At 65.6% G+C, this 18,177-nt stretch carries 17 protein-coding genes; 8 read left to right on the top strand and 9 right to left on the bottom strand.

What is annotated here, in order from left to right; genetic code table 11:
• Positions 1-276 precede the first annotated feature (276 nt).
• Positions 277-1,482: a CaiB/BaiF CoA transferase family protein gene (locus tag AKN84_RS33870; protein ID WP_050424807.1), complete on the top strand. Its 1,206-nt coding sequence runs from the start codon at positions 277-279 to the stop codon at positions 1,480-1,482.
• Positions 1,483-1,507: 25 nt separating this feature from the next.
• Here the strand turns inward: AKN84_RS33870 and AKN84_RS48220 are convergent, their stop codons facing one another.
• The 3 genes from AKN84_RS48220 to AKN84_RS33860 form a co-directional block, all read right to left on the bottom strand.
• Positions 1,508-1,672 carry a hypothetical protein gene (locus AKN84_RS48220; protein WP_167351890.1) on the bottom strand — a complete coding sequence of 55 codons (165 nt, stop codon included), beginning with the start codon at positions 1,670-1,672 and terminating at the stop codon, positions 1,508-1,510.
• A 91-nt stretch (positions 1,673-1,763) separates the two neighbouring features.
• Positions 1,764-3,311, bottom strand: coding sequence for a hypothetical protein (locus tag AKN84_RS33865; protein ID WP_050424806.1), 1,548 nt, complete (start codon positions 3,309-3,311; stop codon positions 1,764-1,766).
• Positions 3,312-3,401: 90 nt separating this feature from the next.
• On the bottom strand, positions 3,402-4,478 hold the full coding sequence (locus AKN84_RS33860) for a hypothetical protein (protein WP_050424805.1): 1,077 nt from the start codon (positions 4,476-4,478) through the stop codon (positions 3,402-3,404).
• Positions 4,479-4,682: 204 nt separating this feature from the next.
• Here AKN84_RS33860 and AKN84_RS33855 point away from each other — a divergent pair, with 204 nt between their 5' ends.
• The 4 genes from AKN84_RS33855 to AKN84_RS33840 all read left to right on the top strand — a co-directional run bounded on the left by AKN84_RS33855 (position 4,683) and on the right by AKN84_RS33840 (position 8,096).
• The gene (locus AKN84_RS33855; protein ID WP_050424804.1) at positions 4,683-5,057 is read left to right on the top strand and encodes a Crp/Fnr family transcriptional regulator; all 375 of its coding nucleotides are present in this window, start codon (positions 4,683-4,685) and stop codon (positions 5,055-5,057) included.
• Entirely contained in the window at positions 5,054-5,863 is an 810-nt protein-coding gene (locus AKN84_RS33850) for an MBL fold metallo-hydrolase (RefSeq protein WP_050424803.1), read from the top strand. The genes AKN84_RS33855 and AKN84_RS33850 overlap by 4 nt, the downstream gene beginning before the upstream one ends.
• A 125-nt stretch (positions 5,864-5,988) precedes the next feature.
• Entirely contained in the window at positions 5,989-7,302 is a 1,314-nt protein-coding gene (locus AKN84_RS33845; protein WP_050424811.1) for an MFS transporter, read from the top strand.
• 179 nt (positions 7,303-7,481) lie between these two features.
• Entirely contained in the window at positions 7,482-8,096 is a 615-nt protein-coding gene (locus tag AKN84_RS33840; RefSeq protein ID WP_050424802.1) for a glutathione S-transferase family protein, read from the top strand.
• A 197-nt stretch (positions 8,097-8,293) separates the two neighbouring features.
• On the opposite strand, the gene AKN84_RS33835 is transcribed toward AKN84_RS33840, so the two are convergent.
• Genes AKN84_RS33835 through AKN84_RS33825 form a run of 3 tightly spaced genes read right to left on the bottom strand, consistent with a single transcriptional unit; the run spans position 8,294 to position 10,322 of the window.
• Positions 8,294-8,791, bottom strand: coding sequence for a TPM domain-containing protein (locus AKN84_RS33835; protein WP_050424801.1), 498 nt, complete (start codon positions 8,789-8,791; stop codon positions 8,294-8,296).
• A 4-nt stretch (positions 8,792-8,795) separates the two neighbouring features.
• Positions 8,796-9,692 carry a TPM domain-containing protein gene (locus tag AKN84_RS33830; RefSeq protein ID WP_050424800.1) on the bottom strand — a complete coding sequence of 299 codons (897 nt, stop codon included), beginning with the start codon at positions 9,690-9,692 and terminating at the stop codon, positions 8,796-8,798.
• 21 nt (positions 9,693-9,713) lie between these two features.
• Positions 9,714-10,322 carry a LemA family protein gene (locus tag AKN84_RS33825; protein WP_050424799.1) on the bottom strand — a complete coding sequence of 203 codons (609 nt, stop codon included), beginning with the start codon at positions 10,320-10,322 and terminating at the stop codon, positions 9,714-9,716.
• Positions 10,323-10,480: 158 nt separating this feature from the next.
• Between AKN84_RS33825 and AKN84_RS33820 the strand changes: the two genes are divergently transcribed.
• Genes AKN84_RS33820 through AKN84_RS33810 form a run of 3 tightly spaced genes read left to right on the top strand, consistent with a single transcriptional unit; the run spans position 10,481 to position 13,699 of the window.
• Positions 10,481-11,335, top strand: coding sequence for an enoyl-CoA hydratase (locus AKN84_RS33820; protein ID WP_128971406.1), 855 nt, complete (start codon positions 10,481-10,483; stop codon positions 11,333-11,335).
• A gap of 8 nt (positions 11,336-11,343) precedes the next feature.
• Entirely contained in the window at positions 11,344-12,489 is a 1,146-nt protein-coding gene (locus AKN84_RS33815) for an acyl-CoA dehydrogenase family protein (RefSeq protein ID WP_050424798.1), read from the top strand.
• A gap of 13 nt (positions 12,490-12,502) precedes the next feature.
• Complete coding sequence (locus AKN84_RS33810; RefSeq protein WP_050424797.1) at positions 12,503-13,699, top strand: acyl-CoA dehydrogenase family protein; 1,197 nt, start codon at positions 12,503-12,505, stop codon at positions 13,697-13,699.
• A 199-nt stretch (positions 13,700-13,898) separates the two neighbouring features.
• Here the strand turns inward: AKN84_RS33810 and AKN84_RS33805 are convergent, their stop codons facing one another.
• The 3 genes from AKN84_RS33805 to AKN84_RS33795 all read right to left on the bottom strand — a co-directional run bounded on the left by AKN84_RS33805 (position 13,899) and on the right by AKN84_RS33795 (position 18,177).
• The gene (locus AKN84_RS33805; protein ID WP_050424796.1) at positions 13,899-16,223 is read right to left on the bottom strand and encodes a xanthine dehydrogenase family protein molybdopterin-binding subunit; all 2,325 of its coding nucleotides are present in this window, start codon (positions 16,221-16,223) and stop codon (positions 13,899-13,901) included.
• A gap of 129 nt (positions 16,224-16,352) precedes the next feature.
• The gene (locus AKN84_RS33800) at positions 16,353-17,228 is read right to left on the bottom strand and encodes a dihydrodipicolinate synthase family protein (RefSeq protein WP_050424795.1); all 876 of its coding nucleotides are present in this window, start codon (positions 17,226-17,228) and stop codon (positions 16,353-16,355) included.
• Complete coding sequence (locus AKN84_RS33795; RefSeq protein WP_050424794.1) at positions 17,221-18,177, bottom strand: NAD-dependent epimerase/dehydratase family protein; 957 nt, start codon at positions 18,175-18,177, stop codon at positions 17,221-17,223. The genes AKN84_RS33800 and AKN84_RS33795 overlap by 8 nt, the downstream gene beginning before the upstream one ends.

Here is an 18,177-nt window from a genome sequence, read left to right as displayed (position 1 = left end):
CAGGGGAGGGTCGACGCGAATGAAATGAGCGGCGGGGTGGGGTGATCTCTCCATGCGAGCACTGCCCGTGTTGAGAGATCACCCCACCCCGTCTCACATTCGCTTCGCTCATTGTGAGCCGACCCTCCCCCTCCAGGGGAGGGTGAAGCGAGGGTAAGAAAGTGCCGTTGCATCATCACCCCGAGATGGGTCAAATGGCCGCTCAACGGGATCATCGCCAGCGATAATTCCAGCTACCGGAAAAACACCAACAAGCGCCACGGGAGCGACGGCACGATGGAAAAAGGCATATTTGACGGGCTCAAGGTCCTGGACTGCGCGAGCTTCATCGCGGCGCCCGCGGCCGCCACCGTGCTGTCCGACTTCGGCGCCGACGTCATCAAGATCGAGCCGCCCGGCGCCGGCGACCCCTACCGCAATCTGCCCAATTTGCCCGGCTATCCCGCAAGCGAGCACAATTTCGCGTGGATGCTGGAGGCCCGCAACAAGAAGAGCCTCGCACTCGACCTCACCAAATCAGAGGCGCGCGAGGTGCTCTACAAGCTGGTCGCGGAAGCCGACGTGTTCATCACCAATATGCCGCCGCAGGTGCGCCAGAAGCTCGGCATCACCCACGATCATCTCGCCCACCTGAACGACCGGCTGATCTACGCCTCCTTCACCGGCTATGGCGAGAAAGGCGAAGAGGCCAACAAGCCCGGCTTCGACTCCAACGCCTACTGGGCCCGCTCCGGCCTGATGGATCTGGTGCGCGCCGACGAGGACACCACGCCGGCGCGCTCGGTCGCCGGCATGGGCGACCATCCCTGCGCGATGGCGTTCTACGGCGCAATCGTCACCGCGCTGTTCAAGCGCGAGAAGACCGGCAAGGGCTCGCACGTCTCGACCAATCTGATGGCCAACGGCGTCTGGGCCAACGGCGTGCTGGCGCAGGCCAAGCTTGCCGGCGCCAAGTTCAAGAAGCGCAAGCCGCGCGAAGAGGCGCTCAACGCCGTCACCAACCACTACAAGTGCAAGGACGGCCGCTGGCTGATCCTGTCGCTGCTCAACGAGGACCGGCAATGGCCGACCTTGGCGCGCTGCATGGGCCGCGAGGATCTCGTCGCGGATGCCCGCTTCGCCACCAAGGCGGACCGCCACGCGCGCTCGGTCGAGCTGATCAAGATCTTCGACGAGGTGTTCGCCGGCAAGGACCTCGCGGAATGGCGCAAGATCCTCGACGGCAACGGCCTGGTGTTCGGCGTCGTCGGCATCCTCGACGACATCCCGAACGACAAGCAGATGATCGAGAACGAGGTGCTGGTGCGCTTCGAGAACGACACCATGCTGACCGTGAACAGCCCGATCTTCATCGACGGCACCAAGAAGGTGCAGCCGCGCAAGCCGCCGGAAGTCGGCGAGCACTCCGACGAGATCCTGCGCCAGGCCGGCTACGACGAGGCCACGATCCAGAAGCTGCGCGCGTCCGGCGCAGTGGCGTAGCGGACGGCTTCCGTCGAGCGTCACTTCAGCGTGTCATCCACGCCCAGACGATGGCCACCACGATGATGCCGATGATGACCGCGAGCCCGATCGCCCAGCTGCTGACGCGGACGGCGCTGACCGCCTGACGCTCGGCCTCGTTGGCCGCGATCTCGCGGTTGCGCTGCTTGTTGTCCTCGGAAGCACTCATCGGGCCGGTCTCCGGTCAGAGCTGTCAGGTCCAGGCAAACTCGAGTGTAGCATCAAATAATGACGCGCAGCCGCTCCGGTTCCCGCTGAAATCAGCGGCCCTTCACGAAGCACATGCCCATGCGGGAGGTTTTCCCGGCAACCTGGCAGGCAAGCCCCTCGGCGCAGGTCCAGCCGCGGAAGCTACGGTCGGTCTCGGCGGGCCCACCGCCCGGCAGATAGCAATGCGCGCCCCAGCCGTCGCTGTATTCGGTGCCGGCTAGCTCGGCGCTGGCGCGCTGCTGCGGCCGGTTGGAGAAGCCGCGCGAGAAATCCGGCGCCTTGCCGTCGCGGAAGCTTGTGAGGATATCGCGGCGGCGAGGCTGGTCGCCGAAGAAATGCGGCGAGGCTGGTACCACGGTGGAGTTCGACGGCTTTGCCGCCATCCAGTCGACGCCGGGGAAGTGGAAGCCGCCGATGCCGCGGGTCTGATGGCAGCCTGCGCAGGTGACGTCGTTGAGGCGCCGCTCGAAGCCGGCCAGCGACTGGATATTCCTGAGCTTCGTTCCGTCGGCGGCAGCCTTCTGCAAGGCCCCGACGACGTCGCCCTCCGAGAACACCGCATTGCCGGCTCCGCCCTCGCCGTGCACCATCCCGAACTCCGGCTGCAGATCGCTGATGTCAAAACCGATCGGGGTCGGCGCGACGGCACCGGTTGCGAGGAAACGATCGGGAACCAGCAAGGTGCCGCGATCGAGCTCGGCAAAATGTTTGGGATCCAGCAGCCAGGCCTTGAAGTCGCGCTTCAATCCCTCGTCAGCCAGAATGCGGTCGCGATCGATCTGGTTCTCCAGCGGTGCCTCGGCAAAGCGCTTTGCCGCGCCGTCGTAGTCGAACACTTTCAGCAGATAGTCGGTGCGGAAGTCGCGCACCGCGGATTTCGGCGCGTGCGCAATCTGCAGATTGGTCTCGATGCGATCGATATTCCGGGCATCGATCAAATCGAGCGGCCCGTCCTTGCCGAACAATTTGTCCATCGCAGGCTGAGCGCCGGCGGTCGCGAGCCAGCGGCGCGCGATTTCGCGGCAGCTGAGCGACGCGTCATTGCCGTCGCCTTTCGCCTTGAGCACCAGGTTCAGCGTCATCGGCAGCCGCTGCGAGACCGCGTTCTCGCCGATCAGCGGCACATCGGTACGGGTCAGCCGATAGATCAGCCTGATCTCGCCGCAGTCTTTCGGCGCCACATAGGCGCGGTCCATGCGGTTGACGATGCCGGCCAGCACGAAGCGAACATCAGAGGATTCGAACAGCGCACGGTCGAACAGCTGAAACGCAAAGCCGTCGCCGATCCCGATGCTCTCGTTCGGCAAGCTCGCTTTGTGCTTCGCGATATAGCGATCGAATTCGCGATCGAGCGCCTCGCGCACCGGCAGCATCGCAGGCAAGGCGAACAGCTCGCGGTTGGACAGCGGCGTATCGGCGGAGCGTTCAGGCGCGAGCATCCGGCCGAGGCCAAAGCGGCCATGATCGAGCTCGCGCAGAACAGCGGGATCGATCACCGCCGCGCCACGCTCGAGCGCGCGATCCTCCGCAGCACGCGCAGGCATGGCGCCGCCGAGCAGTACGGTCATCAGCAAGAGGCATTTCAGCGCGCGGCCCATGCCCTCACTAACACCGCGCGGCAAACCCTATTCAAGAAAAAAGGCGCTCACATCGCGGTGAAGCGCCTTGGTGTTGTCGTGTTTTCGCAATCAACGCGAGACGATCAGGCCCTTGCTGGTGACGACCACCCAACGGCCGTCCTGCTTGCGGATGGCGTCGACGCGGCCGAGGCCGGGGACGGGATCGCCGGCGTAGACCTCGTAGATGCCGCCGCGACCCTCGATCAGCGCGCCGCCATTGCCGACGTCGCGCAGCGCCCAGCCATCGACCACCGGCAGGCGGCCGACCTCGGGCCTCGGGGCGGCAGGCGCTGCCGCGGCAGTCGCCGGCGGGATCGAGCCGGTGACCTCGCGGGCGGGCGTCGCCGCGGCGACAGTCGTCTGCGGGGCGCGGAGCTTGTCGACGGTCTCGCTGAGCTTGTTGAGCCTGGCGATCGGCTCGGCCTGGGCCTTCTCGACCTTCTCGATCCGCTCGCTGGCCTTGCTGAACTGAACGGTCCCGTTTCTGGCGGTCTGGTCGATGCTGGACTTCAGGGCGGCGATTTCGCCATCGATCCGGGCGAGCGCCGTGTCGGTCGCTTCCTTTGCAGCGTCCTTTGCAGCCACGTCCCTGACCGAGGCAGCAGCGGGGGCGGCGAAATGGCCTAGCCCTGCGGTCGCGAGCGCGCCACCGATGGCGCCTGCCACGGTCGCCAGCGCAATCACCGCGGCCATCGCCCCGAACCGGCGCGTGCCGGCCGGTTTGGCGGCGGTCTTGCCGGCCTGCTCGACACCCGGCTTGGAGGCGGTCGCCTCATGGTCCCAGGTCCGGTCACCGGGTGCCATGATCATCAGTCTGCCCGGGAAACGCGGCTCTTCACGCTCGCCGGTCTCGACCTTGGGCACCGCCATATTGGTCGGCTCGGTCTTGGGATCAATCTTGGCGTCGATCCTGGCCTCGAGCGCGGGATCAAGCCGGGACGGCTCAGCCTTGGGCGCTTCCTTGGGGGCTTCGGCCTTCGGCGCATCCGTCTTGGGCGCGTCCGCCTTCGGCGAGGTCTCTTCCTGCTCGGGCGCGAGCCGCGGAGCCTCGACACCGGCCACGGCCATCGCGGGCTCGCTCTTCGCCGCCATATCGGCGCCGGTTTGACCGCTGACCGGCTCGCTCTGCTGCTCACTCACGTTCAAAGTCTCCAGGCTTGGTTGACAATTCGGTAACTTTTATTGCTTGCGAAATGGTTACCCCGCGCCGCCATTACCTAAATTTTAGGGAGTTTTCCGGGCCGGATTTGGGCGATGCTGCCCTGCGGCAATCTGCGTCAACTCCGTTTGCGCGCGGCGCTTTCCCGATTAACATGCCGTCATCTTCCAGCCAGAAGGCAGGGGAGCACCATGACGATCGAGAAATGCATCAATGAATTTGGTGTCGATGACGTCATTTTTGAGGAAGGCTCGACCGGCCGAGAACTATTTGTCGTGCTCGACGGCACCGTCGACATCGCCAAGATCGATGGTGGCAACAAGACCGTCATCGTCAGCCTCGGCAAGGGCGAGTTCTTCGGCGAGATGGCCGTGATCGATGGCTCGGCGCGCTCGGCGACCGCCATCGCAGCCGCGCCCGCGACGCGCGTAATGCGGATCAACCACGCCCGCTTCGTCTACCTGGTCAGCCAGCAGCCGGCCTTCGCGCTGATGGTGATGGATGCGCTCTCGAAACGCCTGCGCGCCTCCAACGCCGTCACCTATCGGACGGCGGCTGCACCATGAGCGAGCGCAAGCCGAGCCCGTTCAAGACGCTGTTCGACGCCGACGTCGCGACGCTGATTCAGGCTGCTGACGATGTCTACCAGATCCGCTTCAAGAACCGCGCTGCGAACGCCTATCTCGTGCGCGGCAGCAAGCGGACCATCATGATCGACGTCGGGCTGTCGACCAATTATCCGTCGCTCGTCGCCTGTCTCAACCATCTCGGGATCACGCCCGAGATGATCGACATGGTGGTGTTGAGCCACGAGCATCTCGATCACATCGGTGCGGCCTATCATTTCCACGGCTCAGCCTATATCGCCGCGCACCGGCTCGCCGCCAACAAGATCATGCTGCGCGACGACTTCTCGATGCTGCGCAAGATGTTCAACGAACCGAACGTGCCGATCGACATCGACATCTGGCTCGAGGAAGGCAACCTGATCGACCTCGGCAATTTCCGCCTCAACGTGATGTACACGCCGGGCCATACCTCGGCCTGCATCTCGCTGTTCGACCAGGACAAGGGGCTGCTGTTCGCTGCCGATACGCTGATGCCCGGCGGCGTGATGGGCGGCGTGTTCGGCTCCGGCTCGATTGCCGACTACATCCAGTCGCTCGAGCGGCTGAAGGGCCTCAACTCGAAGATCCTGCTGTCGGGGCACGGCCGCCTCTCCGACACGCCGCAGGACGACGTGCGGATCGCGCTGCAGCGCTCGCACGCTTTGCTCGAGGACACCGCGCAACTGTTCGACGCGCTCGATGCGCGCTCGAACTTCGAGCCGATCATGCAATCGGTGCGCGACCTCAACAAGCTCGACGATTGAGGCTCGGTCCCAGCCGAAGCCGCCCGTTGTGACCTGCCATGACTTTGCACTAGGATCGGCTCGCAACGATAAGAATCACAGACGCGGCGATGCAAGCCGTTGCCGACAGCGGGGAGACCAAGCGAATGCAGGCTGACACGATGGCGCAGATGCGCCGGCGGGTGGTGATCTCCTCCACGATCGGCAATGCGCTGGAATGGTTCGACTTCACCGTCTTTGGCCTGTTCGCCGGCATCCTGAGCAAGCTGTTCTTTCCCGCGGACAATCCGCATTCCTCGCTGCTGCTCACCTTCGCGACATTCGGGATCGCCTTTGCAGCCCGGCCGCTGGGGGGCCTGGTGTTCGGGCTCTACGCCGACAAGCACGGCCGCAAGAAGGCGCTGGTCGTGATGATATCGCTGATGGCTGCCGGCACCGGCCTGCTCGGCGTCCTGCCGACCTACGGCGCGATCGGAATCGCCGCGCCGCTGCTGCTGCTGCTGGCGCGGCTGATCCAGGGCTTTTCCGCCGGCGGTGAGTTCGGCAGCGCGAGCGCAATGCTGATCGAGTTCGCGCCGCCCGGCCGGCGCGGATTCTACGGCTCGTTCCAGATGGTGTCGCAATCGCTGGCGTTCGGCCTCGGTGCCGCGATGGCGATCGGCCTCAATCTCGGCCTGTCGGCGGACGCCTTCGCGAGCTGGGGTTGGCGCGCGCCGTTCATCCTCGGCATTCTGATCGGGCCGACCGGATGGTACCTGCGCCAAAGGTGCGACGAGTCGCCCGAATTCAAGGCGTATCTCGCCGAGAGGGCTGCAACGGCGCAGCCTGGCAGGCAGACCACGCTCGGCCAATTGTTCTCCGAACATCCGCGCGAGTTGATTGCCTCGTTCTGCCTGATCGCCGCCGGCACGGCGATCAACTATGTCAATGCGATCTTTCTGCCGACCTATGCGGTCGCCGAGCTCAAGCTGCCGATCCTGAACGCGCAGCTCGGCCTGCTCGTCGTCAGCCTCGTCAATGCGGCGGTGGCGGTGGCCTGCGGCGCCCTCTCCGACCGGATCGGCCGCCGCGCGGTGCTGGTGCCGGCGCTGATCATCTACAGCTTGCTGTTCTATGTGATCTTGCAGCGGCTCGTCGCCGCGCCCACCACGGCGAATCTCTGGCAGTTGCAGATCGTCGCGGTCCTGCTCGGAGCCCTGGCCGGGCCGATGCCGGCCTTCATGACCGAGATATTCCCGGTCGGCGTGCGCTCGACCGGAGCATCGCTGATGTACAATCTCGCCGTGATGCTGTTCGGCGGGCTGGCACCGTTCATCAACACCTGGCTGGTCCAGGTCACGGGCGACAAGGCTGCTCCGGTCTACTACATCCTCTTCGCTGCAGCGGTGGGCCTCGTGGGTCTGTCGGTCTATCGCGGTCGGCCGTCAGTGCCGGGAATAGCAACTCAACCGGCGCAATGACCGCCATCGGCAGGCGACAGGCGACAGGCGACAGGCAGATCATGCGGCCACCGCGCGACCGGTACGACGATTGACGCCCGAGCTTGCGCGACCGTGCATGCGGCGCTGCATTTGACAAACCCGCTTGTGGCCTGTTCAACAGCGGCAAGAATAACGCTGAAGAACAGGGAGCGAGGACCATGAAGCTTTACGACTCGATCGGACCCAATCCGCGCATCGTGCGCATGTTCATGGCGGAGAAGGGCATCGAGATCCCCAAGGAGACCGTCGACCTGCGCAAGGGCGAGAACCGCGAGGAAGCGCATTTGAAGCGCAATCCGCATGGCCAGATGCCGGCGCTCGAGCTCGACTGCGGCAACTATCTGTCCGAGATCACGGCGATCTGCGAATATCTCGAGGAGAAGCACCCCTCGCCCGCGATGATCGGCAGCACGCCGGAAGAGCGCGCTGAATGCCGGATGTGGACGCGCCGGGTCGATCTCAACATCGCCGAGCCGCTTGCCAACGGCTATCGCTTCGGCGAGGCGCTGAAATTCTTCGAGAAGCGGATTCCCGTCGCGCCCGAAGCCTCGCCGGGGCTGAAGATGATCGCCGCCAATCGCATCAAATGGCTTGATAACCAGATGGCCGATGGACGCGACTACATCTGCGGCAAGCGCTTCACGCTCGCCGACATGCTGCTCTACTGCTGGATCGATTTCGGCAACCAGGTCGGCCAGCCGCTGGACCAGTCGAACGCCAACATCGTCGCCTGGTTCAACCGCATCGCCGCGCGGCCGTCGGTGAAAGCGTAAGGGCGGTCTCCTTATCCTCCCCTGGAGGGGGAGGATCGGTTCGCATGAAGCGATAGCGCAATGCGAAGAGGTGGGGTGATCTCTCAACTCGGGCAGCCTTCAGGCGGAGAGACCTTCACCCCACCTCGCCGCTCATTGCATTCGCGTCGATCCTCCCCCTCCAGGGGAGGATGAAGAAGGCCAAGTGGCTCAATCCCTCAAATCACCACCGGCCTATCCGGCAGCTCGTTCGGGCCGCCCTCGGCAGGCGGAAAATACTTCGCCAGCTCCTGCGACACCGCCGCGATCCCATTGATCACGCCCTGTTCGAACCGGCCGGCCCGAAAGTCCGTTTCCATCGCGCGGCAAATCGCTTCCCAGCCAGCGTGGCCGACTTTTGCGTCGATGCCGCGGTCGGCGACGATCTCGACGTCGCGGTCGGCGAGCAACAGATAGATCAGGACACCATTGTTGTGATGGGTGTCCCAGATCCGCAAATGCGAGAACACGTCGAGTGCCCGCTCCCGCGCCGGCTGGTTGCGGAACAGCGGCACGCCGTCGAGCGCGCCCTCGACGACGAAGCGGATCTGGCCCGAATGGGTGGCCTCGCCGGCCTTGATCGCCTGTTCGATCGCATCGAGCACGCGCGGCGGAAACTCACGCCGCACGCGCCAGCGATGCTCGATGAGATGCTTGCCGATGCGCTTGATGCTCATATGCCTACCAGCTCCCCGAGGCGCCGCCGCCGCCGAAGCTGCCGCCTCCGCCGCTGAAGCCGCCGCTGTCGCTCGAACTCGAGCCGCTGCTCCAGCCCCCGCCGCCGGACCAGCCCCCGGAATAACCGCCGCCGCGCCGGTACGGTCCCGAGCCCGCCGCCGGACCGCCAAAATTCAATCCGCCAAAGATCAGCGCCGCAACACCAGCGAACAGACCGACCACCAGCGCGGTGGCGAGCGAGCCGGCTAGCATCCAGGTGAAGACACCGACGATGCCGCCGGTCGCGACCGAGCCCAACAGCCGCCCCAGCAGGCCGCGCAGGAAGCCTGCCACGATGATGATGCCGAAGATCGCGACCGGGTTGGCGAAGTCGACGAGATTGGGCGCCTGCCAATGCTCGGGCTCCGGCGCCGGCAATGGCTCGCCATTGACCAGGCGGATCATCCGGTCGACGCCGGCCGAGATCCCGCCGGCGAAATCGCCGGCCTTGAATTTCGGCGTGATGTCCTCGTCGATGATGCGATGGGTGACGACGTCGCTCAGCACGCCTTCGAGGCCGTAGCCGACCTCGATGCGCAAATGACGGTCGTTCTTGGCAACGACGAGCAGCGCACCGTCGTCGACCTTCTTGCGCCCGATCTTCCAAGCCTCGGCGACGCGGATCGAGAACTGCTCGATGGTTTCTTCGCCTGACGTCGGCACGATCAAGACCGCGATCTGGCTGCCCTTGCGGGTCTCCAGATCCTTCAGCCTGTCGTTCAGTGAGGCGACATCAGCAGCCGACAGCGTGCCGGTCTGATCGACGACGCGGCCGGTGAGCTGAGGTACTGCAACCTCGGCCCACGCCGGACACATGAAGCCCAGCAGGAAGGCGAACAGGATGACGCGTGCGGCGGTCATCGCGACGGGCGCCGGGCGGCACTACTTCGACGGCGCCGGGGCTGGATTGAAATCGACCTTCGGCGCGGTCGAGATCTCCTTCTCATTGTCAACGGTGAAGTTCGGCTTCTCCTTGTAGCCGAACGCCATCGCGGTCAGATTGTTCGGGAAGGTTCGGATGCCGACGTTATACTCCTGCACCGACTTGATGTAGCGGTTGCGCGCCACCGTGATGCGGTTCTCGGTGCCTTCGAGCTGCGCCATCAAGTCACGGAACAGTGCATCCGATTTCAGCTGCGGGTAGTTCTCCGTCACGACCAGGAGCCGTGACAGCGCGCTGGTCAGCTCGCCCTGCGCCTGCGTGAACTTCTGGAACGCTGCGGGATCGTTGAGCACCTCTGATGTCGCCTGGATGCTGCCGACCTTGGCGCGTGCATTGGTGACGCCGAGCAGCACGTCCTTCTCCTGCTGCGCAAAGCCCTTCACCGAGTTGACCAGGTTCGGCACCAGGTCGGCACGCCGCTGGTACTGGTTCACCACCTCCGACCAGCTCGACTTGACCTGCTCGTCATTGGTCTGGATCGCGTTGTAGCCGCAGTTGGTCAGGCTCAAGGTCGCCAGCGCTGCCAGCACGGTCCAAAGCTTGCGCATGAAGATGGTCCTCCCGGTGGATTCTCTCTCACGGTAACAGATTTCCGCCTGATAATCCCGTGGCGCGGATTTCGCGCGCTCTTTTGCGGATGATGGCCCTTGCCTATCCCTCCCTGCGCCGTTCATCATGGCGAAAAAATCGATCGCGGGAGGATCCATTGGCGTCTGAACAATTCGAGACGATTGTTGTCGAGCAGCCCGACCCCGCGATTGCGCGGATCGTGATGAACCGCCCTGAGGCGCGCAACGCCCAGAACCTGCAGATGACCTACGACCTCAACGCCGCCTTCGACCGGGCGGTGCAGGACGACGCGGTCAAGGTCATCATCCTCGCCGGCAACGGCCCGCATTTCTCGGCCGGTCACGATCTCAGGCCAGGCGCCAAGAACGAGGCGGGCGTCGATTTCCCGCCAGTCGGAAATTGGGGCGGCTTCGCCGAACCCAACGCGCATGGCCGCTTCGCGCGCGAGCAGGAAATCTATCTGCAGATCACACGGCGCTGGCGCAATCTCGCCAAGCCCACGATCGCGGAGGTGCACGGCAAGTGCATCGCCGGCGGGCTGATGCTGGCCTGGGCCTGCGACCTGATCGTCGCGAGCCACGATGCCGAGTTCTGCGATCCCGTGGTGACGATGGGCGTCTGCGGCGTCGAGTGGTTCGTGCATCCCTGGGAGCTCGGCGCGCGCAAGGCCAAGGAGATGCTGTTCACCGCCGATGTCTGGAGCGCGGACGAGGCGCATCGCCTCGGCATGGTCAATCACGTGGTGCCGCGCGGCGATCTCTCGTCGTTCACGCTGGCGCTGGCGCGCAGGATCGCCACAAAACCCGCGTTTGCGCTGAAGCTCTCCAAGGAGGCGGTGAACCGCTCGATCGACATCATGGGGCAGCCTGCGGCGATCGATCAGGCGTTCGCGCTGCATCAGCTCTGCCACGCGCATAATCTCCAGGAATTCGGAATGGTGGTGGACCCCGCGGGGCTGCATCCTTCCGTCAAGAAAACCGCCAACGTGTAGAAAGCCAGATGGACCTCACCCTCAGCGACGAGCAGCGCCTGCTGCGCGAAAGTGCCGACCGCTTCGTGGCGGAAACCTTCACATCAGAGCATCGCAAGAAGGCGGTGAACGATCCGCTGGGCTATTCGCCCGCGATCTGGAAACAATTCGCCGAGCTCGGCTGGCTGGCGCTGCCGATCGCCGAAGCCCATGGCGGGCTCGGCGGCGGCGCGATCGAGATCGGGCTGTTGATGGAAGCGTTCGGCCGCGGTCTCGTATCCGAGCCGTTCCTCTCCACTGTCGTGATCGGCGCCGCGCTGGTCGCCGAATGCGGCACCGAGGCGCAGAAGCAGGCGATCCTGCCCAGGGTCGCCGAGGGCGCGCTCACGCTCGCCTTCGCACATTCGGAACGCGCCGCGCGCTTCGACCTCGCCCATGTCGACACGACGGCCACCAAAACCGCCGACGGCTGGCGGCTGAACGGCAGCAAGGTCGCAGTGCTCGACGGCGCGGCAGCCAACCAGATCATCGTCTCCGCCCGCGTTGCCAACGCCAATGGCGCGACCGGCAAGCTTGCCCTGTTCCTGGTGCCGGCCGGTGCGCCCGGCCTCACCTCGCGCGACTATGCGCGGCTCGGCGGCGGACGCGGCTGCAATCTCGATCTCAGAGATGTGCAACTGCCTGCCGACGCGTTGCTCGGCGATGGCAGCGATGCGCTGCCCGCGATCGAGACCGTGGTCGACCGCGCGATGGCCGCGCTCGGCGCGGAAGCGGTCGGCATCATGCAGACGCTGCTCGACACCACGCTCGAATACACCAAGATCCGCAAGCAGTTCGGCCGGCCGCTATCGGCCAATCAGGTGATCCGCCATCGCCTCGCCGATGTCGCAATGCAGGTCGATGAGGCGCGGTCGATGGCGCTGCGCGCGGCGTTGATGGCCAATGCCGAGCCCGCGGCGCGCAGTCGCGCCGCCTCCGGCGCCAAGGCGAAGATCGGAAAATGCGCACGCTTCGTCGCCGAGCAGGCGGTGCAGCTGCACGGCGCCATGGGCGTCACCGAGGAGCTCGACATCGGCGCCTATTTCAAGCGGCTGCTCGCCTTCGACACCCTGTTCGGCGGCAGCGCCCATCATTATCGCCGCCACGCCGCCCTGAGCGGCCGCGCCCACGCATAACGGAGAGCCCATCATGGATCTCACCTTCAGCGCCGAAGAGCGCGCCTTCGAACAGGAAGTCCGCGACTATATCGCCGAGAGCCTGACGCCGGAGATGAAGCGCGCCACCGCGCTGACCCCGTCGGTGTTCTCCGATCCCGATATCGGCATGGCCTGGCAGCGCGCGCTGCACCGGAAGGGCTGGGGCGCACCGGGCTGGCCGGTCGAGCATGGCGGGCCGGACTGGACGCCGGCGCAGCGCTGGATCTTCGAGGCGGAATGCGCCCGCGCAGGCGTGCCGAATGTCAACGTGATGGGCGTGAAGATGGTCGGCCCCGTCATCATCGGCTTCGGCTCGCCCGAGCAGCAGAACTTCTATCTGCCGCGGATTCTCTCCGGCGAAGATTACTGGTGCCAGGGCTATTCCGAGCCCGGCTCGGGCTCCGACCTGTCATCGCTGAAGACCCGCGCGGTGCGCGACGGTGACGACTACGTCATCAACGGCACCAAGATCTGGACCACGCACGCGCATCACGCCAACCGGATGTTCGCGCTGGTGCGCACCAGCGACGGCGCGCGGCAGCAGGACGGCATCAGTTTTATTCTCATCGACATGAAGACGCCTGGCATCACCACGCGCCCGATCCTGACCATCGGCGGAGATCACGAAGTCAACCAGGTGTTCTTCGACGACGTCCGGGTGCCCGTCGCCAACCGCGTCGGCGAGGAAGGCAAGGGCTGGACCTACGGCAAGTACCTGCTCGAGTTCGAGCGCGGCTCCGGCATCGCCTCCGCAAAATTGCGCGAGGCGCTGAAGACGATCACCGATCTCGCCGCGTCCGACGTCACCGGCCGCGCGATCGAGGACCCCGACATTGCGATGCGGATGTCGGAGGTCGAGGTCGATATCGACGCGCTCGAGATGACCGAGCTCAGGGTGCTGTCGGCACTGCAGACCGGGCAGAATCCCGGCGCGGTGTCGTCGCTGATCAAGCTGCGCGTCAGCGAGATCCGCCAGGCGGTGACGCGGCTCGGCGTCGACGTGATCGGCCAGGACGGCCTTGCCGTCGAGCCGGCGCGGCCGTTCTACCGGCTCAACCACGAGCCGGCGATCCCGGAAGAGCTGCTGCCGGTGGTGCCGGAATATCTCAACGGGCGGGCGTACACGATCTTCGGCGGCTCGTCGGAGATCCAGCGCGACATCATCGCGAAGATGGTGCTGGGGTTGTAGGCCGAGTCTGGCCGCGATCGCCTTCCCTTCACTCTCCCCTGGAGGGGGAGGGTCGGCACGCATCGTAAGATGCGTGACGGGGTGGGGTGATCTCTCAACTCGGGCACTGTTCACGAGGAGGGACTTTCACCCCACCCCGCCGCTCCTTTCAGTCGCGTCGACCCTCCCCCTCCAGGGGAGGGTGAAGGTGCCGGCGCGCTTACGCCCCCGCCTTCGCGTCCCTTATCGCCTGCCAGATCTTCACCGGCGTCAGCGGCGTGTTGAGTTGGGTGATCCCGACCTCGCTCAGGGCATCCATCACGCCGTTGGTGATGCAGGGCGGGCCGCCGATCGCGCCCGACTCGCCGCAGCCTTTGGCGCCCAGCGGATTGGTCTTGCAGGGCGCCGAGGGATCGAGCGTCACTGACATCGGCGGAATGTCCGAGGCGCGCGGGATGCAATAGTCCTGATAGCTCGCGGTCAGCAGCTGGCCTTCCTCGCTGTAGGCCACGCCTTCGTACAGGGCCTGGCCGATGCCCTGGACAACGCCGCCATGCACCTGCCCGGTCACCAGCATCGGATTGACCGCGACGCCGACGTCGTCGACCGTGGTGTAGCGCACCACGCGCGTGACGCCGGTCTCGGGATCGATCTCGACCTCGCAGATATGCGTGCCGTTCGGCCAGCTCGGGCCGTCGACATTGCCCTCGCTCTCGACCGAGAGCTTGGCGCCGTTTTCTTTCTTCGCGATCTCGAACAGGCTGATACGCCTGTCAGTGCCGACCACGGTGAGGAAGCCGTCGCGATACTCGATGTCCCCGACGGAGGCTTCTAGCAGATTGGAGGCCTTGTCGCGCGCCTTGTTGATCATGTCGTTGGCGGAGACCGCAACCGCGGTGCCGCCGACGAACAGCGAGCGCGAGCCGACGCTGCCGAACCCGGTGGCAAGATCCGTGTCGCCCTGGATGACGTCGATCTTGTCCATGGCAATGCCGAGCGTATCTGATATCATCTGGGTGTAGGTGGTGGCGAGGCCCTGGCCCATCGCCATGGTGCCGGAATGCAGGACGACGCGGCCTTCGGCGGTCGCATGCAGCGAAACGTTTTCGGTGTGGGCGCGGCCGCCGGTCCATTCGATGTAGCTGGTCAGGCCGCGGCCGTAGAGCAGGCCTTTCTTCTTGGCCGCTTTCTTGCGCGCAGCAAAGCCGTTCCAGTCGGCCAAGTCAGAAGCGCGCTCCAGCATGTGCGCGAAGGCACCGGAATCGTACACCTGCCCGACCGCGTTGGTGTAAGGCAGCTGCGCCGGCTTGATGTAGTTGACCTTGCGGATGGTGCGCGGGTCCATGCCGATCTGGCGCGCGGCGGCGTCGAACAGCCGCTCGACGATGAACACCGCCTCGGGCCTGCCCGCGCCGCGATAGGCACCAACCGGCGCGGTGTGGGTCATCACCGACTTCACCTCGAAATGCACCAGCGGCAGATCGTAGACGCCGGTCTGCACGAACGGGCCGAGCACCAGCGGAATGATGTTGGCGGTGCCCGACGAGTAAGCGCCGGTGCCGCCGATCGATCGCACCCGATAGGCCAGCACGCGGCCCTTGGCGTCGAGCGCGAACTCGCCGGTCGAGGTGAGGTCGCGGCCGTGGGTGCCGCCGACGAACTCGTCGGTGCGATCGCCGCGCCAGCGGATCTTCTCGTTCAGTTTGGTCGCGGCATAGGCGACGATGCCGTCTTCCGGATAGAGGCTGGTCTTCTGGCCGAAGCCGCCGCCGATATCGCCGACCAGCACGCGCACGCTGTCCTTCGGCCGCTTCAGGATCGATTCCGCGAGGAGATCGCGGGTCGAGCCCGGGGTCTGCGACTGCACGTGGAGAATGAGCCGCCCGGTCTTCTTCTCGATCTCGGCAATGGTCGAGCGCGGCTCCATCGCCGACGGCACCAGGCGCTGGCTGATGAGGTCGAGCGACACCTTGTGCGCGGCGCTGGCAAAGGCTGCCTCGACCTTGGCGGCGTCGCCATAGCTCATCGCGGCCACGATGTTGTCGGGCGCCTCCGGCCAGACCGCGGGCGCGCCGGGCTTGATCGCCTCGACCGGATCGACCACCGACGGCAGCACCTCGTAATCGACCTCGATCGCTTCAGCCGCCGTCTGCGCCAGCACCCGCGAGGTCGCGACCACAGCCGCGACACCCTCGCCCGCGTAGCGGACCACGTCATGCGCCAGCAGGCGCCGCGGCGGCACCGTCATCGGCGAGCCGTCGGGCCGCTTGAAAATCGCCAGCGTCGGCAGCGTGCCGATATCGTCCTTCACGAGGTCGGCGCCGGTATAGACTGCCTTGACGCCGGGCATCTCCAGCGCCGCCTTGGCGTCGATCGACTTGATGTTGGCATGGGCATGCGGCGAGCGCAGCACGTGCAGCCAGAGCGCGCCGTCCTGCGGCTTGTCGTCGATGAAATGCCCCTTCCCGGTGACCAGCCGCTGGTCTTCCAGACGCTTGACTGGCTGGCCCGCACCAAAACGCATATTGCCGGGAAGAATGTTCATCGAAGGATCCTTGAGTTCAGAAATTTCGGCGGGTTTTAGCGGATTTTCGGCGCGAGACAACACGCCCGGAAAAGACGACGCAATGCGCTTTATGCGTCCCGCAAGCCAAAGGCAACGCGCAAGCCAGCTTCAGGCAAGATCGCGCAGGGCCGCCTCGACCACCTTGCGTTGCTCGGCGGTGAGCGGCGCCTGTGGCGGCACGGGGTCGCCAACGTCGTAGCCCTGGATCGCGAGCCCGGCCTTGATGCAGGCGGCGAGGTTGAAGCGGGCGAACGCCTCGTTGATGCGCCAGAGCTTGCGCTGCACGGTCATCGCCTCATCCCAGCGGGCGCGGCGGCAAAGATTGTAGAGCTCAACGCTCTGCCGCGGGATGATGCAGGCCGGGCCGGCCATCCAGCCATAGCCGCCGATCAGCATGACAGCGGCCGGGATATGGGCGGACGCCGAGAACACTTTCAGGCTGTCGCCGCAGCGGTTCATGATCGACAGCAGCCGGCCGGTATTGGTCGAGGCGTCCTTGATGTAGCCGATCCGCGGGTGCTGGGCGAGGCGCGCGATGACGTCGAGCGTCAGGTCAGAGCGCTGGAAGTTCGGATTGGTGTAGATCACGACGGGAATGTCGACCGCGTCGGCGATGGCGCGGAAATAGGCTTCCACCTGCGCATCGCTGAGCGGAAAATACGCTTCCAGGATCGCGAGAATGCCGGCAGCACCCCGCTTCTGGTAGGCCTTGGCCTGCGCCACCGCGTCCGCCGTCGAGGTCGAGGCGACGCCGGCAACCACAGGCACGCGGCCCCGCGCGGCCTCGATCGTGGTCGCCACCACCTGCATGCGCTGCGCATTGTTGAGATAGGCGAATTCGCCGGTCGAGCCGAGCGGCGTCAAGCCGTGGACGCCGGCCTTGACCAGATCATCGCAGAGCCGGGCCAGCACCTCGGTGCGGACATGGCCTGCGGGATCGACCGGGGACACCAGATACGGAAAGACGCCGTGGAAGTCAGCCATTTGCGAGCCTCGTTGACGGCGAGACATAATCGGGATCGTGCGCAAAAGGAAGCGGCTCGCCATTGCGCAGGGCGCCGAGCACCGCTGCAAAGTCGGTTACCGCGCGGAAACCGAGCAGCCGTTCGGCCTTGCTCGCGTCATAGATCCGGCCGATCGACCCCGGCAGGCGCCAGCCGCGCTTTGCAAACAGCGCCGGCGCGTCGGGGAAATAGTGCCCGATCACGCTCGCCGCGTCGGTCTTCAGGGCAGCAACGTCGCTGCGCGCAAACGGTGTCGGCGCGCTGATCACGAACACCTCGAATCCCCTGATCTTCTCCAGCGCCACGACATGGGCGTCGGCAGCGTCCTCGACCGTCAGGCGACGGTACAGCAGCTCGGTCGCCTTCAGGTTCTCGCCATGGATGTCGCGGATGGTGTCGTCGTCCTCGGGGAAGAAGCGGCTGGTGCGCAGCACCGCGCAGTTCAACCCATGCTCGCGGCTGTACAGCCGGCACAGCGCTTCGGCGGCGAGTTTTGTCACGCCGTAGATGTTGCGCGGCTCGAGCGGCCCGCTCGTCTCGTCGAGCCACACCGCCGCATGGCCCTCCTCGTCCCGGATCGCCTGCGAGATCATCAGCGAGGTCGTCGAGGTGAACACGAAACGATCATGGCCGGCGGCCACGGCGGCCTGCAGCAGGTTGAGCGTGCCTGACACGTTGACGTCGACAAAAGCCTGCGGCGCGAACCGCGCAATGTCAGGCTTGTGCAGCGCGCCGCCATGGATCACGGCCTCGATGCCGTGATCGCCGAACACGCGGTCAACCACCGATCGCTCGGCCACCGAGCCGATGACATCGGTCGCCGTGCCCGCGACGACGTCGAGGCCGGTCACGTGATGGCCGGCCTGTCGAAGCCGCGGCGCAAGGAAGCGGCCGAGCCAGCCGGAGGAGCCGGTCAACAAGACGCGCAT

It is taken from the genome of Bradyrhizobium tropiciagri (assembly GCF_001189845.1).
In the GTDB taxonomy this organism is placed as follows: Bacteria; Pseudomonadota; Alphaproteobacteria; order Rhizobiales; family Xanthobacteraceae; genus Bradyrhizobium; species Bradyrhizobium tropiciagri.
Note: the sequence above shows the minus strand (reverse complement) of the source record. Positions and strands in the feature narration are given on the sequence as shown.

What these genes read in the sequence shown, in the direction of transcription:
- AKN84_RS33805 (WP_050424796.1), bottom strand. Translation starts at nt 16,223, where the DNA reads ATGAACATTCTTCCCGGCAATATGCGTTTTGGTGCGGGCCAGCCAGTC.
- AKN84_RS33835 (WP_050424801.1), bottom strand. Translation starts at nt 8,791, where the DNA reads ATGAGCATCAAGCGCATCGGCAAGCATCTCATCGAGCATCGCTGGCGC.
- AKN84_RS33845 (WP_050424811.1), top strand. Translation starts at nt 5,989, where the DNA reads ATGCAGGCTGACACGATGGCGCAGATGCGCCGGCGGGTGGTGATCTCC.
- AKN84_RS33800 (WP_050424795.1), bottom strand. Translation starts at nt 17,228, where the DNA reads ATGGCTGACTTCCACGGCGTCTTTCCGTATCTGGTGTCCCCGGTCGAT.
- AKN84_RS33870 (WP_050424807.1), top strand. Translation starts at nt 277, where the DNA reads ATGGAAAAAGGCATATTTGACGGGCTCAAGGTCCTGGACTGCGCGAGC.
- AKN84_RS33840 (WP_050424802.1), top strand. Translation starts at nt 7,482, where the DNA reads ATGAAGCTTTACGACTCGATCGGACCCAATCCGCGCATCGTGCGCATG.
- AKN84_RS33795 (WP_050424794.1), bottom strand. Translation starts at nt 18,177, where the DNA reads ATGCGCGTCTTGTTGACCGGCTCCTCCGGCTGGCTCGGCCGCTTCCTT.
- AKN84_RS33810 (WP_050424797.1), top strand. Translation starts at nt 12,503, where the DNA reads ATGGATCTCACCTTCAGCGCCGAAGAGCGCGCCTTCGAACAGGAAGTC.
- AKN84_RS33825 (WP_050424799.1), bottom strand. Translation starts at nt 10,322, where the DNA reads ATGCGCAAGCTTTGGACCGTGCTGGCAGCGCTGGCGACCTTGAGCCTG.
- AKN84_RS33830 (WP_050424800.1), bottom strand. Translation starts at nt 9,692, where the DNA reads ATGACCGCCGCACGCGTCATCCTGTTCGCCTTCCTGCTGGGCTTCATG.
- AKN84_RS33865 (WP_050424806.1), bottom strand. Translation starts at nt 3,311, where the DNA reads ATGGGCCGCGCGCTGAAATGCCTCTTGCTGATGACCGTACTGCTCGGC.
- AKN84_RS33850 (WP_050424803.1), top strand. Translation starts at nt 5,054, where the DNA reads ATGAGCGAGCGCAAGCCGAGCCCGTTCAAGACGCTGTTCGACGCCGAC.
- AKN84_RS33855 (WP_050424804.1), top strand. Translation starts at nt 4,683, where the DNA reads ATGACGATCGAGAAATGCATCAATGAATTTGGTGTCGATGACGTCATT.
- AKN84_RS33815 (WP_050424798.1), top strand. Translation starts at nt 11,344, where the DNA reads ATGGACCTCACCCTCAGCGACGAGCAGCGCCTGCTGCGCGAAAGTGCC.
- AKN84_RS48220 (WP_167351890.1), bottom strand. Translation starts at nt 1,672, where the DNA reads ATGAGTGCTTCCGAGGACAACAAGCAGCGCAACCGCGAGATCGCGGCC.